12 protein-coding genes, 1 tRNA gene, 1 other RNA gene and 1 pseudogene are annotated in these 14321 nt (G+C 61.0%); 4 read left to right on the plus strand and 11 right to left on the minus strand.

Annotation, left to right across the window (positions count from 1 at the left end; all coding sequences use genetic code 11):
* Positions 1-105: 105 nt before the first annotated feature.
* The 9 genes and pseudogenes from BKX98_RS11700 to BKX98_RS11740 all read right to left on the minus strand — a co-directional run bounded on the left by BKX98_RS11700 (position 106) and on the right by BKX98_RS11740 (position 10417).
* Positions 106-657 carry a hypothetical protein gene (locus tag BKX98_RS11700; RefSeq protein ID WP_073707362.1) on the minus strand — a complete coding sequence of 184 codons (552 nt, stop codon included), beginning with the start codon at positions 655-657 and terminating at the stop codon, positions 106-108.
* 20 nt (positions 658-677) lie between these two features.
* Positions 678-887, minus strand: coding sequence for a hypothetical protein (locus BKX98_RS11705; RefSeq protein ID WP_073707363.1), 210 nt, complete (start codon positions 885-887; stop codon positions 678-680).
* Between the two features lie 144 nt (positions 888-1031).
* Positions 1032-1508, minus strand: a complete 477-nt coding sequence (locus BKX98_RS11710) for a MarR family winged helix-turn-helix transcriptional regulator (protein ID WP_073707364.1) — start codon at positions 1506-1508, stop codon at positions 1032-1034.
* Between the two features lie 8 nt (positions 1509-1516).
* A complete protein-coding gene (locus tag BKX98_RS11715; RefSeq protein WP_121866022.1) occupies positions 1517-3139 on the minus strand; it encodes an MFS transporter in 1623 nt (540 codons plus the stop codon).
* A gap of 392 nt (positions 3140-3531) precedes the next feature.
* Positions 3532-4122, minus strand: a pseudogene (gene recR / locus BKX98_RS11720) (recombination mediator RecR); the annotation flags it as partial.
* A 90-nt stretch (positions 4123-4212) separates the two neighbouring features.
* On the minus strand, positions 4213-7728 hold the full coding sequence (locus tag BKX98_RS11725; protein WP_073707365.1) for a DNA polymerase III subunit gamma and tau: 3516 nt from the start codon (positions 7726-7728) through the stop codon (positions 4213-4215).
* Between the two features lie 12 nt (positions 7729-7740).
* Positions 7741-8658, minus strand: a complete 918-nt coding sequence (gluQRS, locus tag BKX98_RS11730) for a tRNA glutamyl-Q(34) synthetase GluQRS (RefSeq protein WP_073707366.1) — start codon at positions 8656-8658, stop codon at positions 7741-7743.
* A gap of 28 nt (positions 8659-8686) precedes the next feature.
* Positions 8687-8783: signal recognition particle sRNA small type (ffs, locus tag BKX98_RS11735), an RNA gene on the minus strand.
* Between the two features lie 92 nt (positions 8784-8875).
* Positions 8876-10417 carry an HNH endonuclease signature motif containing protein gene (locus BKX98_RS11740; protein WP_083586820.1) on the minus strand — a complete coding sequence of 514 codons (1542 nt, stop codon included), beginning with the start codon at positions 10415-10417 and terminating at the stop codon, positions 8876-8878.
* 188 nt (positions 10418-10605) lie between these two features.
* On the opposite strand from BKX98_RS11740, the gene BKX98_RS11745 reads away from it, so the two are divergent.
* Together BKX98_RS11745 and BKX98_RS11750 are read left to right on the plus strand one after the other, a co-directional pair.
* A tRNA-Ser gene (locus BKX98_RS11745) sits at positions 10606-10693 on the plus strand.
* Positions 10694-10820: 127 nt separating this feature from the next.
* Positions 10821-11186 (plus strand): VOC family protein, encoded by a 366-nt coding sequence (locus BKX98_RS11750; RefSeq protein WP_066143760.1) that lies wholly within the window; start codon positions 10821-10823, stop codon positions 11184-11186.
* 104 nt (positions 11187-11290) lie between these two features.
* Here the strand turns inward: BKX98_RS11750 and BKX98_RS11755 are convergent, their stop codons facing one another.
* Positions 11291-12331 (minus strand): isopenicillin N synthase family oxygenase, encoded by a 1041-nt coding sequence (locus BKX98_RS11755; protein ID WP_038993787.1) that lies wholly within the window; start codon positions 12329-12331, stop codon positions 11291-11293.
* A 271-nt stretch (positions 12332-12602) separates the two neighbouring features.
* Between BKX98_RS11755 and BKX98_RS11760 the strand changes: the two genes are divergently transcribed.
* Together BKX98_RS11760 and BKX98_RS11765 are read left to right on the plus strand one after the other, a co-directional pair.
* Complete coding sequence (locus BKX98_RS11760; protein WP_038993786.1) at positions 12603-12905, plus strand: type II toxin-antitoxin system VapB family antitoxin; 303 nt, start codon at positions 12603-12605, stop codon at positions 12903-12905.
* Positions 12906-12986: 81 nt separating this feature from the next.
* Entirely contained in the window at positions 12987-13607 is a 621-nt protein-coding gene (locus BKX98_RS11765; RefSeq protein WP_073707368.1) for a LytR C-terminal domain-containing protein, read from the plus strand.
* Positions 13608-13611: 4 nt separating this feature from the next.
* Here BKX98_RS11765 and BKX98_RS11770 read toward each other — a convergent pair whose 3' ends face one another.
* Positions 13612-14301, minus strand: a complete 690-nt coding sequence (locus BKX98_RS11770; protein WP_073707369.1) for a DsbA family protein — start codon at positions 14299-14301, stop codon at positions 13612-13614.
* Between the last annotated feature and the right edge of the window lie 20 nt (positions 14302-14321).

Raw genomic sequence — 14321 nt, forward strand, 5'->3', positions numbered from 1 at the left:
CCAGATAAATATTGTGACAGCTACGAGGTGCCATGTCCTAGTTGGCGCGGTAACCATTGGTCATATTGCCTAGAAACCCCAGTGTGAGTTGTCGAAAAGCACTGGCTATCCCTTGAATTCAGCCAAAATTTGTCGCCAAAAGCTCTTCCATTCAGACACCTGCTCAGGCGATTCAGCCTTAGTGATGTTTATGGCTACCGAGGATTTTTCGCCCTTGAGCCCAATGTCTACCTGTGCCTTGGTGCCATCGCTGAAGTCCGCCCGCCAGTACCGCCAGCGCTCGGAACCGCTGGTGCGTGCAGGTTCGGATAGTTCGTTCCCGTTGAATTCCTTGCGGTCTTTCACGCAGGCGACCCAGCGCTCCAGTGCCGTATCCAAATCGGCATCGATGGTGCTGCTGACCGAGCCCTGGAAGGTGCCGTCCTGGGCTTGGCCAGGTACGCGCCTTCCGATGTGCTGCTCATAGGCCACCGCGACGGATTGGGCCCACCATTCTGGATTTTCGACTGCTGCGGGAATGCCGGTGATGGCCAGTTCGGCCATCTCCTTATGCGTCATCTCGTCGGCTCCGCCGGCACGCAGTTTGGCGCACCACTGGTCCCACTCGATGCCGGTGGCATTGGCGATGGCTGACGTGTTGCTGCTTTTGATTGCCATGAGCTCAGTCTACGACCCGCTTAGAGCTGCCGGTACTCGGAGGCAATGCGCCGGGCCCAGAGAAGCCTCTGGCTTTCATCACGGTCCTTCATCAGTGGAAGCAGCATCTGCACCTGTTCGCTCTGCTTCAAGTCGCGCAGGCCGGCGGCGTCCATTGTGCCTACCCATTCGCCCATGCTTGAACCGGTGTGGTCTTCGATTTTCTCTGCTTTGCTCAAGGATTCGCTCATGTGCATGAACGTAGCAACCCGAACCGACAGGATGGCTGCTGCACATTTCAGCGCGGAGGAATGCCCCTGCAAGCAAGGGAATTTAAGCTTCTCTGGCCGGTCTTCTCGGTATTTCCGAGAAGACCGGCCAGAGGGTGAAGCGAACTAGAGTGACTGGATTTCCAAGTTCAATCGACTGAGCAGATCGATGAGTTTCGACAGATCCTCATCGTCCCAATCGGTCATCCGCGAGCGCAGTTCCGTGCGCCACCCGTGGAAGGTTTCATGCCACCTTTCTGCCGCAAATTCGGCAGGCAGGAGGTGGAATACCCGACGGTCGTCCGGGTCGACTTCTCGCTTGACCAGTTCCAGCTGTTCCAGTTTCGTGATCATTCGCGACAGCGAGGCCTTGTCGACCAGCAGCCTTTCGCAGATTTCGGACTGGGTGATGCGCTGGCTGCGCAGGATCATGCCCAGCACCGGTAGATAGCCTGGGGTGAGCCTGCTGTCGAGTCGGGTGGCCAGTTCCCGCTTGGCGCGCGCCGTCAGCGCGATCAGCGAGAACAGCTCCTGTTCGGCACTGGCGTACAAATCGGGACGTTCCGCCACCGGGGCCTCATCGGCTTTGCTTGGAACCTGCACTGGATCTCCTAGTTGCCAGCTGGCTTTTCTGCCTTGGTTGCGCCCTTGTCCTCCGCGTCCAGATCCTGCATGCGTTCGCTTGCGGTCTGGGTCTTCAGCGACTGGTTGGGGATCAGGCAGACAGCCACGACGACAATCAGCGACAGCGGAGCGGCAATGGCGAACAGCGAAGGCACTGCATCGCCGTAGATGGACTCGAAGATCACGCGGACCGGTTCAGGCATCGCGGCCACCGAAGGCAGGTTTCCGGATCCCAGAGCCGCGGTCAGTTCCTTGGCCTGGTCGCCCAGGGAGGCCAGGGCTGCGGCCAAATCGGACTGGCGGTCGGCGATCATGCTCGGCACGGTAGTCGCCAGTACGGCGCCCAGTCCCGCGGTACCTGCAGTGCCGCCGAGGGTGCGGAAGAAGTTCACGGCCGAGGAAGCTACGCCCAGTTCCTTGACGTGGACCGAGTTCTGCACCACCAGCACCATGTTCTGCATGACCAGGCCCATGCCGGCGCCGAGAATGAACATGTAGGTAGCGACCAGCGCATAGTTGGTGTCGTAGTGGATGGTTCCCAGCAGGAACAAGCCGATGACAACCAGCACAGAACCGGTGACGACCAGCGCCTTCCACTTGCCGGTGCGCGAGATCAGCGCACCGCCGATGGTGGAGATGACCAGCAAGCCGCCCATCAGCGGGAAGGTCATCAGGCCGGCCATGGTGGCTGATGCGCCACGGGCCATGATCATGTACTGGCTGAGGAACACCGAGGTGCCGAACATCGAAACACCAATGGCCAGCGAGGCGATGACCGCGAAGGTGAAGGTGCGGTTCTTGAACAGGCCCAGGCTCAGCAGCGGCTCCGTAGCCTTGGTCTCAACCAGGATGAACAGTGCCAGCAGGACTACCGCGCCGGCAATCATCAGGTAACTGGTCGCCGAGGCCCACTCGAACTGGGAGCCGCCCAGCGACATCCAGATCAGCAGCAGCGAGACGCCGGCGGACAGCAGGACGATGCCCCAGTAGTCGATCTTGACTTTGCGCTTGGCAATGGCCGGCAGGTGCAAGGTGCGCTGGATCAGGATGACCGCGGCGATGGCGAACGGCAAGGCGATGAAGAAGTTCCAGCGCCAGTTGATGGCATCGGTAACGAAGCCGCCGATCAACGGGCCGCCCACGGTGCCAACGGCCATGACAGCGCCGAACAGGCCCATGTACTTGCCGCGTTCACGAGGGGAGAGGAAATCGGCCATGACAATCTGTGCCAAGGCGCCAACGCCACCGCCAGCCAGGCCCTGGACCACGCGCATGGCGATCAGGAAGCTGGTGTCCTGCGAGAAGCCTGCCGCGGCCGAGGCCAGGACGAAGATGGAAAGCGAGATCTGCAGCAGCAGCTTGCGGTTGCCCAGGTCGGCGAGCTTGCCCCAGATCGGGGTGGCGATGGTGGTCGCCAGCAGCGTGGCGGTGACCACCCAGGTGTAGGAGGTCTGGCTGCCGTTGAGATCCGAGACGATCAGCGGCAGCGAGCTGGAAACAACGGTGTTGGCCAAGATGGAGACGAACATGCCCATCAAAATGCCCGTGAGGGCAGTGAGGATTTCGCGGTGAGTCATCTTGGGCTTGGCGACCGGTGCGGTTGCGGTCATTAAAGCTCCAAAAAAAATAGGGTCAGGCGTAGAAAGCCTGAATGGTTGATTGATGTCAACTATACGACGATAGTTGACCTTTATCAACTAAGCGTGTTTCACCGCACATCGCGCTGCAGGAATGGAAAAACGCCCTGCACTCATGCCGGTGAAGCGGTCGAGTGCAGGGCGTTCAAGAACTGCGGGAATTAGTGGCTGCGGCGGCTGTCCATCTCGGGAACAACTGGATGCGACGACGCTTCGCCAGTGTCGCCGGCAACGCGCAGCAGGCGTGGCTCGGAAAGCTGCGCTTTCGGCTTTTCTGCGGCATCCCCGGCTTCTGCCTGCGGTGCTTCCTGCTCGGATTCCTGCTTCTCTGCCTTGAGCCGGGCCGGGCCGGGTGCGGTGCGGCCGGCGGACCGGCGTCCTTCGAAGGCGCGGGCCAAGGTCACTTCATCGGCGTATTCCAAATCGCCGCCCACCGGCAGGCCGGAAGCCAGGCGGGTAATGCGGATGCCCAAGGGAGCCAGCGCGCGCACCAGGTACACGGCGGTGGCTTCGCCCTCGAGATTCGGGTCGGTGGCAAGGATCAGCTCGGTGATCGAGTCATCGGCCAAGCGGGTGACCAGCTCGCGGATGTGCAGCTGTTCCGGGCCAATGCCTGCCAGCGGATTGATGGAACCGCCGAGCACGTGGTACTTGCCGGAGAACGCCCGGGTGCGTTCAATGGCCAGGACGTCCTTGGACTCCTCCACGATGCAGATCTTTGTTCCATCGCGGCGCTCATCGCGGCAAATGGCGCAGGTATCCTGCTCCGAGATGTTGAAGCAGATCTCGCAGAATTTCACCTTTTCCTTGACCAGCTGGATCGAGGCGGCGAGCCGGGTCATGTCCTCGGCATCGGCATCGAGAATGTGGAAAGCAATGCGCTGAGCCGACTTCGGGCCGATGCCAGGCAAGCGACCGAGCTCGTCGATCAATTCCTGTACAGCACCTTCGTACACGTGCGCCTACTTTCTAGTTTGCTTCACTACCTTGAAATTGTTCCGTGGTACACCCTAGTGTCTCACTCCGACAGCTCGCCGTGGTGCCGGCTACAAGCTGCGTTTGATTTCCACTACATTCCCGTTCACGTCGCGCTGCTCGATGACCATCCCGCCAAGCAGGCGCTCCACGGCTGGAACGCCGATCAGTGCCGAATCCTCGACCTCGATGTCATCGTCGCTGGGGACGAACTCCTCCGGCTCCTGCGCCGGGGCAGGGTCGGGAGCCGATGCCGGGCCGCCCCAGCCGCGGGCCGACTGGGCAGGCGCTGGCGCGCTTGGTGCGTTCTTCGCCTGGTTCATCAGCTGCTGGTACCGGCTCATGCGGCCCGTGCTTGCCGGTGCCGGTGCAGCGGGGGCTGGTTCAGGCTCAGGCTGCGGAGCACCCCAGCGCGGTGCCGCCTCCGGAGCGGGTGCCGGGGCTGCTGGCGAAGGCGCCGGTGCAACCGGCTCCGGGCGGGGCTGCTCCTGCTCGCGTGGGCGAACCTGAGGAGGCTGTGCAGGGGCGGGCGCAGGCTCCGGAACCGATCGCTCTGGAGTTTGCGGAGCCGGCTGTTCTGGTGCATCAACCGCCAGATTCTCGAAGGAATCGGTGGTGCTGTCCGGGTGCAACGGAGTCGAAGACACCGGGCGCGCAATATTCGGAACTCCGCCTTCGGCCTGGCGCGCTGCCATGCCGGCAGTCATCCGGGGCTTGGGGGCCACCGGAGGCCCGTCGAAACTGCGTGGCGCACTGGTTGCCGGGGCGGGCGCCACCGGCTCTGGCTGGGTAGCCGGAGCCGGAGACTGCTGCTGCGGCTGAACCTGCGGTGCCACCGGGACGGGGCCAGCCGGCGAATAGTACGGGTCATCCGGGAACGGCGGCTCGTCGAAATACGGCTCTTCCGCGGGTGGCGGGACGTCATCGTAGGAGCTGGCGTACCCCTCATGGGCGCGTGGCGCAGGTGCGGCTGGTGCCGAGGTCTGCACTGCAGAGGCAGGACGCTGCTGCGGTGCCGGAGCGGCAGCTTGGGCCCGCGCTGCGGCGCGCGCAGCAGCCCCAGCAGAACTTACAGCCTTGGTGAACTTAGTTGGTGCTGGGGTTGGCGCCGGGATTGGCCGGCGCTCACCTTTTGGGGAACCACCACCGTTGGGGTTGGATCCGCCTTCGGTCAGGACCACTTCGATTGGCGAACCTGCGACCTGGGAGAGGACTCCGGTCAATGTATTCATCAAATCCGGCCGGTTGCGCAGATTCACAATGGGGCCGGTGTTACTGAACGCCAAGGTAAGTGTACGGCCATCGAAGCCTGCCACGGAGCCATAGGTGGCGACCATGGAATGCAGGACACGCGAACTGCCCTGCAACTGCTGCAGGATCGTAGGCCACGCCTGCTGGAACATCGCCACCGGCGAGCCGGCGCCCTGTGGTGCTGGCTGCTGGCCCTGCGGGGTTCCGCCAGGCGCGCCGTGCTGCGGCTGCTGGGGAGACTGCGGCCGTTGTTGCTGTTGTGCTTGCTCGCGTTGTGCTTGTTCTTGTGCGGCGCGCTGTTGTGCTTCGCGTTCTGCTTGCTCGCGTTGTGCTTGTTCTTGTGCGGCGCGCTGTTGTGCTTCGCGTTCTGCTTGCTCGCGTTGTGCTTGTTCTTGTGCGGCGCGCTGTTGTGCTTCGCGTTCTGCTTGCTCGCGCTGGGCATGTTCCTGCGCCGGATGGGCAGCGTTGCGCTGGGCATTCATGCCAGGCTGGCTGGCCTCCGGCGCCTGTTGCGACTGCTGCGGCTGGGCAGGCTGCGGTGCTTGTGCTGCGCGGTTGGCTGCCGCGCGACGTGCGAATTCGGCCATGGCAGGATTCTGCTTCACGTCATCGATGGAGACACCGGTGCCGAACGACAGATCTTCACCGCTGGATGGATCAGGAACCAAGCTGAATGGTGCCACGCCTTCCGGACGGGCTGCCGGAATGCTCGGACCAGGCTGCACCTCGGTGGTCACCGAGTAGTTTTCGCCCTTTGGCCCCCAAGTGGCGCCCCAGTCAGCGGCTTCGCCGGTGTTCAGGGAAGCTGCCGCGCCAGGATCCAGCGGTGCATTTGGGTCATCATCAGCCGGCTGCGGCTGCGGCTGTGGCTGTGGCGGCATGGACTGCTGCGGCTGCTCGGTGCGCTGTGCCTGCGCTGATTCTGCGTGCTGCGCAGGCTGCTGTGCCGGTGCGGGAGCCTGCTCATCCTGCTGCGGCTGAGCCTGAGCCGACTGGACCTGTGGTTCCTGCTCTTCAGCCGGTTCCGGGGCGCCTCCTCGACGGGACTTGGCAGCGGCCAAGGCCTCGCGCACAGCGGCAGCACCCTGACGCGCGGCGCCAGGATTCGGGGCAGCATTCGTTGAGGGTGCAGCACCCTCGGCGTCGTCTTCATTAAGCGCAGGCAGCGCTCCACCGGTCATCGCATGGCGCTCCAGGCGATCTAGACGGGCAGCGAAGGAGCTGTCGGAGTTCTGCGAACCCGGCAGCATCAAGCGCGCCGCCAGCAATTCCAAGTGCAGCCGAGGCGAGGTAGCGCCGGTCATCTCGCTCAGGGCCTTGTTGGTGACGTCTGCCCATCGCGACAGTTCGCCTGCGCCGACCAGTCCCGCCTGCAAGCGCAGGGCTTCGAGCTGGTCTTCTGGCACGCCGCGCAAGATCTTCTCAAGGCCTTCGGGCATCGCCTTGGCGATGATCAGATCGCGGAAGCGCTCCAGCACATCTTCAACGAAGCGCCGAGGATCCAGACCGGTCTGGATGATGCGGTCGATCGCGCCGAACAGCCCGGCGCCATCGGATTCGTGCAGCGACAAGGTGACCTCGTCGAGCAGCGTCGAGTGGGTGTAGCCCAGCAGCGCAACCGCGGTCTCGTAATCAAGGCTGCCATCGCGGGCGCCAGCGATCAGCTGGTCCAGCACCGAGAGGGTATCGCGGACCGAACCGCCGCCAGCACGGATCACCAGCGGCAGCACGCCTTCGGCTACTGCGACGCTTTCCCGTTCGCAGAGCACTTGCAGGTACGCCAGCAGCGCCTCGGGCGGAACCAGGCGGAATGGGTAGTGGTGGGTACGCGAGCGGATGGTGCCAATGACCTTTTCCGGCTCGGTTGTCGCGAAGATGAACTTGATGTGCGCCGGTGGCTCTTCAACGATCTTCAGCAGGGCGTTGAAGCCTGCCGCGGTGACCATATGGGCCTCATCGATGATGAAGATCTTGTAGCGGTCGCGGGTAGGCGCGAACGTTGCGCGCTCGCGCAGGTCGCGGGCGTCATCGACGCCACCGTGGCTGGCCGCGTCGATCTCGATGACATCCAGCGAACCTGGTCCGCCATTGGCCAGATCCACGCAGCTTGGGCAGGTGCCACAAGGAACCGGAGTAGGACCTTGCTCGCAGTTCAAGCAGCGGGCCAGGATGCGGGCAGAAGTCGTCTTGCCGCAACCGCGCGGGCCGGAGAACAAGTACGCATGGTTGACGCGGTTCTTCTCCAGAGCCGTCATCAAGGGCGCAGTAACGTGCTCCTGCCCGATGACGTCGCCAAACGTATCGGGACGATATCTGCGATAAAGCGCTGTACTCACACCGGTTCCCTATCAGTTTCCTGATGCCCTGGGCATCAGCTGTTGGACAATATTCTCTGGTTCGACGATCCACGGCTCGCGTGGCAGATTCGCCGGATCGAAAGCTTCCAAGGCTGCCTGCAAACTTGTGCTGGGCAAGCCCAATGACTCTAGCAAAACCGCCACAACGTTGGCTGGATGCACACCTTGTTCGGTGATCTCTTCGAGTGTTACCGCGCCATCGCGCTTGGCCAGGCGCTGGCCTTTGGCATTCAGTGCAAGCTGGACGTGTGCATAGGAGGGGATTGGGTGGCCCAGAAGCGTTGCCAGATAGGCCTGACGTGGCGCGGAAGAGAGCAAATCATCTCCGCGTACGACCTGGTCGATGCTTGAGAAAGCATCATCGACGACCACCGCAAGATTGTAGGCTGGTGCGCCGTCGTTGCGCACCAGGACAAAATCATCAACCGCGCCGGTGTAGTCGCCGAATAGTTCATCGTGAACAGAAAATTCGTTCACTTCTGAACGCAGGCGCAAGGCGGCCGGGCGGTTCTGCGCTTTGGCCGAGCGCTCGCTGGCGCTCAGATTGCGGCAGGTTCCCGGGTAGGCACCGGGCGCAGCATGCGGAGCGCTTCCGGCTTCGGCAATATCCTTGCGCGAGCAGTAGCATTCGTAGACCAGACCGCGCGCTTTGAGCCGCTCAACGGCTTCAAGATATATCGGAAGGCGGTCGGACTGGCGGAGCATGTCACCGTCGAAGTCAATGCCCAAGGACGCTAGCTCGGCAATCTGGGTGGCTTCGGCGCCGGAACGAACACGGTCCAGGTCCTCAATGCGCAACAGGAATTCGCGTTGCGTGGAGCGGGCGAAAAGCCAGGCGAGAATTGCCGTGCGCAAATTGCCAAGATGGAGCGGCCCCGAAGGGCTAGGGGCGAAACGGCCAGCGCCCACGTGGACTCCATTCGGCTTGCGTAAGAAAGTAAAAGACCCCTCATGCACCTGCCAGAGCCCATCTACCCTTGCTACCTTCCGGTCCTGGGGGAGTTCAACAGGATGACACCACACGAGGGGTCACCCAAAATACTACCTGAGGTTGGCGCTTGGATAAAATCGGCAGGCGTGCGCTTGATCTCAACTGGCCAATCCTGAGCAGGGTTGCTGTTAGTTCTCAGGCGGTGCTTTCTTCAGGCGGTTCTAACCAGCCAAGCACGCGGCGAACACGGTCATTGAGTTCGATGGTCGGCAGCATGGGCGTTTGCTCTTTCTCGAAATCGAAGTTCTGCACGCTGGTGACGCTGCCGGGAAGCTCAACGCAGATCATGCCGTTGGGGGAGCGCCAGTTCACCGAACCGTCCGGAAGGTATGTCGCCTGCCACCCCAGCACATGCTTGAACATCTGATGCCGCTTGCACAATAGATGAGTGTTGCTCCGGGTGGTATGCCCGCCCTTGGCCCATGCATCGATATGGTCTATCTCAGCTGATTCGGCTGGCCGATTGCATCCTGGGAATCTGCAAACCACATCCCGGCTCGGCAGCAGATCACGCAGTGCCTTCGACGGACGGTACTTTTCGCGGCCGACGTCTATGGCCGCCCCGGACCAGGGGTCGGTGAGCACCTTGATGAAAGACGGGGCATCCTTGGCAATCAGCAGTGCCGTCCCTACGGGGATGGGTCCGTAGCCTTCGAGATCCGCCAATGCGCGTTTAGGATCAGCGAGCATTTCCAGGGCAGGAATCGTGACAGCGACACGGGCTTTCAGCGGGGTCCCTTCGGTTGCCGGCCAGCCATCGAGCAAGGCATCGCAGATAATATCCAGCCGTCGTTGCTGTTCGGTCCGGTGATCATCTGGATCAGCATTGCGTACTGCATGCCAATTGACCGTATTGATGATGGCCAATGCTTTTTCTGCTGGCAGGTGGAGTTGGATGACGCTCATGCCATTGGCCTCGTGCCAATAGATGACCTTGCGGTCCTCTGCACTTTTCTTGTGGCGTTCCTCGATCGGCTTGGGGTGCAGGCGTTCATGCATTTTCCGAGCGCGTTGGGCAACTGCGGAGTCGGTGGCCTGCCGAGCTAACGGCAGCAAGGTTTGCTGCATCAGCTGCACATCCTCGGGTGCTAGATCCTGGGAGTGCTTGACGATCTCTTGCGCGGATCTCGTCGTGATCTCGCCGACGCTCAGCGCGTCCAAGATATCTGGGCAAAGATGGCGCAGCCCTTCGGCAAAGAATAACTTGTCCTGGACTTTCCTTTCTGAGGATCGCAGGGCCACCGCTGCTTCGGCGACAAAAGATGAACGGATCAGCGATTCATCGGAACGATTGACGCCGTAGAAATATGCGGATTGATCTTCAACGGGCTCTTCAAATTCCCCAAGGTCATCCAGCAGAGGTTCTTGGGATCCCTGGCTGACTGTCTCGGCAACCAAATATTCGTAGCTATCGGCCAATACTGCTGCCTCGGCAGCATCGAGCATGCTGTGCAACCGTGCAATGGCCTTCAGCCGTTCCAGCCCTTGGGCGGAACTTGAGACCGGTGGCTGCTCGTAGAGGTGTGTGGCGGTGGCGGCAATCTGGGTAAAGAGATTGTCCTTATCCAGGTTCGCTGCCCAAAGCCCGTCAATTCCGGGGATGCGCCTTGTCCCCGGAGGGCTAATGGGCAGCCGCCGAGGATCATCTTGGCTGTGAAATGCCTCTCTTTTACTCATGCTTACAGTATCGATCTGTTCAAACTGCGGTTCTCAAAGAAAGAATCGAGGTGGTGAAAAGGTGAAATACCGCCGAATTTCAGGGGTTTGGCACCTTGGAGATGCTCCGGGGATCGTCGGGCGAGTGCTCGATTCGTGATTGAGCGAGAATTTAGATATGCTGGATCCTGCTCCTCGGAGCAAACTGAGGAGGATTCGCCTAGCGGCCTATGGCGCACGCCTGGAACGCGTGTTGGGTTAACGCCCTCAGGGGTTCAAATCCCCTATCCTCCGCCAATGTAATGTCTCGGGACATCGTACGAACGATGTCCCGAGACATTATTTTTTTGCTTGCCGGCATTGCCCGAATCTGAGGGGTAGTATCCGTGGCAACTGTTCAGCAATCTTTCGACAAGGTAAGACTATGGCAAGTGTATTGAGCGAAATCGCTGTCGATTGCGCCACCCCGATGCTGGTGGCCAGGTTCTGGTGCGAAGCACTGGACTTCGAGGTGCTGGAAGAAGAAGCCGGATTGGTCAGCATTGGATCCGAAGCCCAAGGCGAGCACGGGTTGAAGCTGACGTTCGCTCAAGTGCCTGAAGCCAAGAGCGTCAAGAATCGCCTCCATCTGGATCTGCGTCCTCAAGGCTCCAGCCAGCAAGAAGAAGTCGACCGTCTCCTTGCCTTGGGGGCCAGCTATGCCGAAGTGGGCCAGCAAGAGGACGAGAGCTGGATCGTGATGGCTGATCCTGAGGGAAATGAATTCTGCGTGCTTTCAAGCCTTGAATGAGCAAGCCGCTTTAATGACCTGTGGCGCCGGGTCGGCAATTTCTCACCGGCTCGACGCCAACAGGATTCGCGGTTGGGCTCCTGATCCCCGCAGGAGCTCAATGCCTAGGCGCTCTTGCGCCCTTTGGCCAGCTCCGGGTAGTGGATGGCCGCGGTCTGCGGGTGGGCTCGCAGCCAGCCCTTGAGCACGTTTGCGCCATAGGAAGCCAGCATTGGATTCTCTGGATCATCGGAAACGCCACGGGCGTCGGCAGCCAGGTCGGCTGGCAGCTCGACTTTGTCGATCACTGCATCCAGGCGAGGGGAGTAGAAGAACGGCACCGAGTAGCGGTCTACACCGGCTGGAGGAGCAATGACGCGGTGGATGGTGGCCATCAGGTAGCCATTGGTGGCCACTTCAAGCATTTCCCCGAGGTTCACTACCAGTGCACCTGGGGTAGGCGGCACCTCGATCCACTCTTCCTGGCCGTAGGGCTGCACCTGCAGGCCTCCAACCTGGTCCTGCAGCAGCAGGGTGACGAAGCCGTAGTCCGCGTGCAGGCCAACGCCCTGGTTGCCCGACTCCGGGACAACGTCGCCCGAAACGTAGTGCACCAGCTTGCCCATCCATGACGGGGTATCGGCGAATGGCTCATCGAAGTGGTCTTCGGGCAGGCCCAGGCCTACGGCGATGGCCGAAAGCAGCTCGTGGCCGGTCTTGTTCATCAGTTCGGCCCACGCCATGGCGCGCTCTTCGAGCTGGGGGAAGTCTGCAGGGAACTGGTTAGGGCCCTGCAGGTTCAAATACGGCTTGTCCTCGGGAACGACGCTCAGGGTCTCGCGTTCCGGTCCGTAGTCAATCTGCTCGCGGGCGTCGGCGCGGCCGCGGGTGATTTCCGTGCCCATGCGGGTGTAGCCGCGGAACTGGGCGCTGTTGCGGTTATCGAGCTTGACCTTCTGCTCGACCGGCTTGCGGAAGAACTCCGCGATGGTGTCGAGCAGCTCCTGGTCCTGGCCGGCGTACGCGCCGTAGCCGACGATCTGGAAGAACCCGACGCGGTGTGCGGCATCGCGAAGCGCGGTTACGAATTCCTCGTTGAAGGAGCCGTCAGCATTGCGCGCGGTAGAAATATCGAGCAGTGGGATCTCGGTGACTACGTTATTCATAAACCTAGAGTGCACCTTATGACGCGATTGTTACTAGCTAAAGTTACGCCCGGTTCCCCCACGTTTCCCGCAGCGTAACAATCCTTGCATTTTCCCATTGCGTGCCCGATTATTCGCATTCACTTGTATTATGTTCCCGGCGTTCGGGGGCCGAGCCCGGGTGCTGGCGGCCAGCCCGCACCGTCTTCGGAACCGGTGTCTCCGGCAACCGCGAACCCCTCACTGATCTGGAAATATGGGGCTCGCAAGAGTTTGTCCGTATGCTTGAATAGTGATTTTTCGAGCGGTCGGTGAGGGCCGGCCATACCCAGACCACGGCTATTCGTCGACGCGTGATTGGAGCGGCCTTCCCCCTCAGCAGGTGAAGTTGGCCGACCTGGTCACCACCAAAGCGACCCTGGATCTTGAAACATTGCTCTCCGAGGATTCCACCTTCTACGGCGACTTGTTCCCGCACGTGGTGCGCTATCGGGGCGTGTTGTATCTGGAAGACGGGATGCACCGTGCGCTGCGTTCGGCGCTTCATCATCGCTCCGTAATACACGCGCGCGTATTGGATCTGGACGCCAGTTAGATAAGCTAGCGCCACGAGGATGACGATGAGGTCTCCTTCAGGCCAGCGGCTGCCGAAGGCTGACCAGAGCAAGGTGGAATGATGCGTGATCGCGATGATCCGGGGCAATGGCACGGTGCGCATATTGTCGACGAGCAGGAATTGAGTTTCAGCTCGGATGGACAAGCAAAGAAGCGTGCCCGCAGACGCCAGAATATTGTTTTCTCCGTGATGGCCCTGCTGGTGATCGCGGTACTGGTCGGCGCCGTGCTGGTTTTCAATGGAACGATCAAATTGGGTGCCGAACCCGCCGCAGTTGAGAGCCCGGAGCCAAGCGAAGCAGAAATCGAGAATCCAAACTGCCCGGCCATCGACTTCAAGTACCAGACGCCTGCAGAAGTAGAAATACGCGTGCTGAATACGACCAGCATTCCAGGGCTTGCCGGTGACACCGCCAAGGCACTGGAAAAGCGCGGCTTCAAGATTTCTTCGCTGACTTCCGGGTGGAAATCGCTCTCCGATACAGCCGGTGCAGTCATTGCCGGACCTGATGGCTATGCCCAGGCATTCACCGTGCAGCGCCAGATCCCCGGCATCGTCTTCATCTACGACGAGACGAAGTGGGGAAGCCGGGTGGACCTGGCGCTGGGGGAGAAGTTCGAAGGCCTCGTAAAAGAACGCAAGCTCGATACTTCGGATGGCAAGCTCGTCTGCGCTAAATAGCCCGCTACCGGGTCTGCACGTTTCCGGAGTGGACCTGGGTCAGGGCGTTGGCAAAGACCTCGGCTGGCTGCGCGCCGGAAATGCCGTACTTCCCATCGATGATGAAGAAGGGGACTCCGCTGATTCCCAGCTCACGGGCCTGGGCGATATCTGCGTTGACTTCTTCGGCATAGGCGCCGGAAGCCAGATCTGCGCGGAGTTCGCCAGTATCCAAGCCTAGCGATCCGGCCAGCTGTAGCAGGGTTTCTTCATCCCCGGTATCCAGGCCTTTTTCGAAGTGCGCAGAAAGCAGCGCTTCCTTCATTTCGCTTCCAGCGCCATGCTGCTTGGCATATTCCAGAACTCGAAGCGCGGTGAAGGAATTAGCGACCTTCAGATTGGCGAAGTCGTAATCCAGGCCTTCGCCAGCTGCCTGGGCGGTGACATGATCAAGCATCTGGGACACCTGTTCCTGGCCCAAGCCCTTCATCTTGGAGAGGTATTCGGCTTCGCTGCCGTCGTAGTTCTCTGGCAGGCTTGGATCCAGCTGGTACGAATGCCAGTAGACGTCCACGTTCTGGGAGTATTCGAACGCTTCGACACCCCGCTCGAAGCGGCGCTTGCCGATGAAGCACCATGGGCAGGCAATGTCGGAGAAGATATCGACGCGGATGCGCTTTTCTTCCAGGGATGGGGCAGCAGTATTTTCACTCATGCTTGAGGTAACAACTTTTG

The sequence above is a fragment of the Glutamicibacter sp. 0426 genome (genome assembly GCF_001906485.1).
Classification (GTDB): domain Bacteria; phylum Actinomycetota; class Actinomycetes; order Actinomycetales; family Micrococcaceae; genus Glutamicibacter; species Glutamicibacter nicotianae.

Excerpts from the sequence above, each read along its gene's own strand:
- BKX98_RS11700 (WP_073707362.1), bottom strand. The coding sequence starts at position 657 with ATGGCAATCAAAAGCAGCAACACGTCAGCCATCGCCAATGCCACCGGC.
- BKX98_RS11705 (WP_073707363.1), bottom strand. The coding sequence starts at position 887 with ATGAGCGAATCCTTGAGCAAAGCAGAGAAAATCGAAGACCACACCGGT.
- BKX98_RS11715 (WP_121866022.1), bottom strand. The coding sequence starts at position 3,139 with ATGACCGCAACCGCACCGGTCGCCAAGCCCAAGATGACTCACCGCGAA.
- BKX98_RS11740 (WP_083586820.1), bottom strand. The coding sequence starts at position 10,417 with ATGAGTAAAAGAGAGGCATTTCACAGCCAAGATGATCCTCGGCGGCTG.
- BKX98_RS11750 (WP_066143760.1), top strand. The coding sequence starts at position 10,821 with ATGGCAAGTGTATTGAGCGAAATCGCTGTCGATTGCGCCACCCCGATG.
- BKX98_RS11755 (WP_038993787.1), bottom strand. The coding sequence starts at position 12,331 with ATGAATAACGTAGTCACCGAGATCCCACTGCTCGATATTTCTACCGCG.
- BKX98_RS11765 (WP_073707368.1), top strand. The coding sequence starts at position 12,987 with ATGCGTGATCGCGATGATCCGGGGCAATGGCACGGTGCGCATATTGTC.
- BKX98_RS11770 (WP_073707369.1), bottom strand. The coding sequence starts at position 14,301 with ATGAGTGAAAATACTGCTGCCCCATCCCTGGAAGAAAAGCGCATCCGC.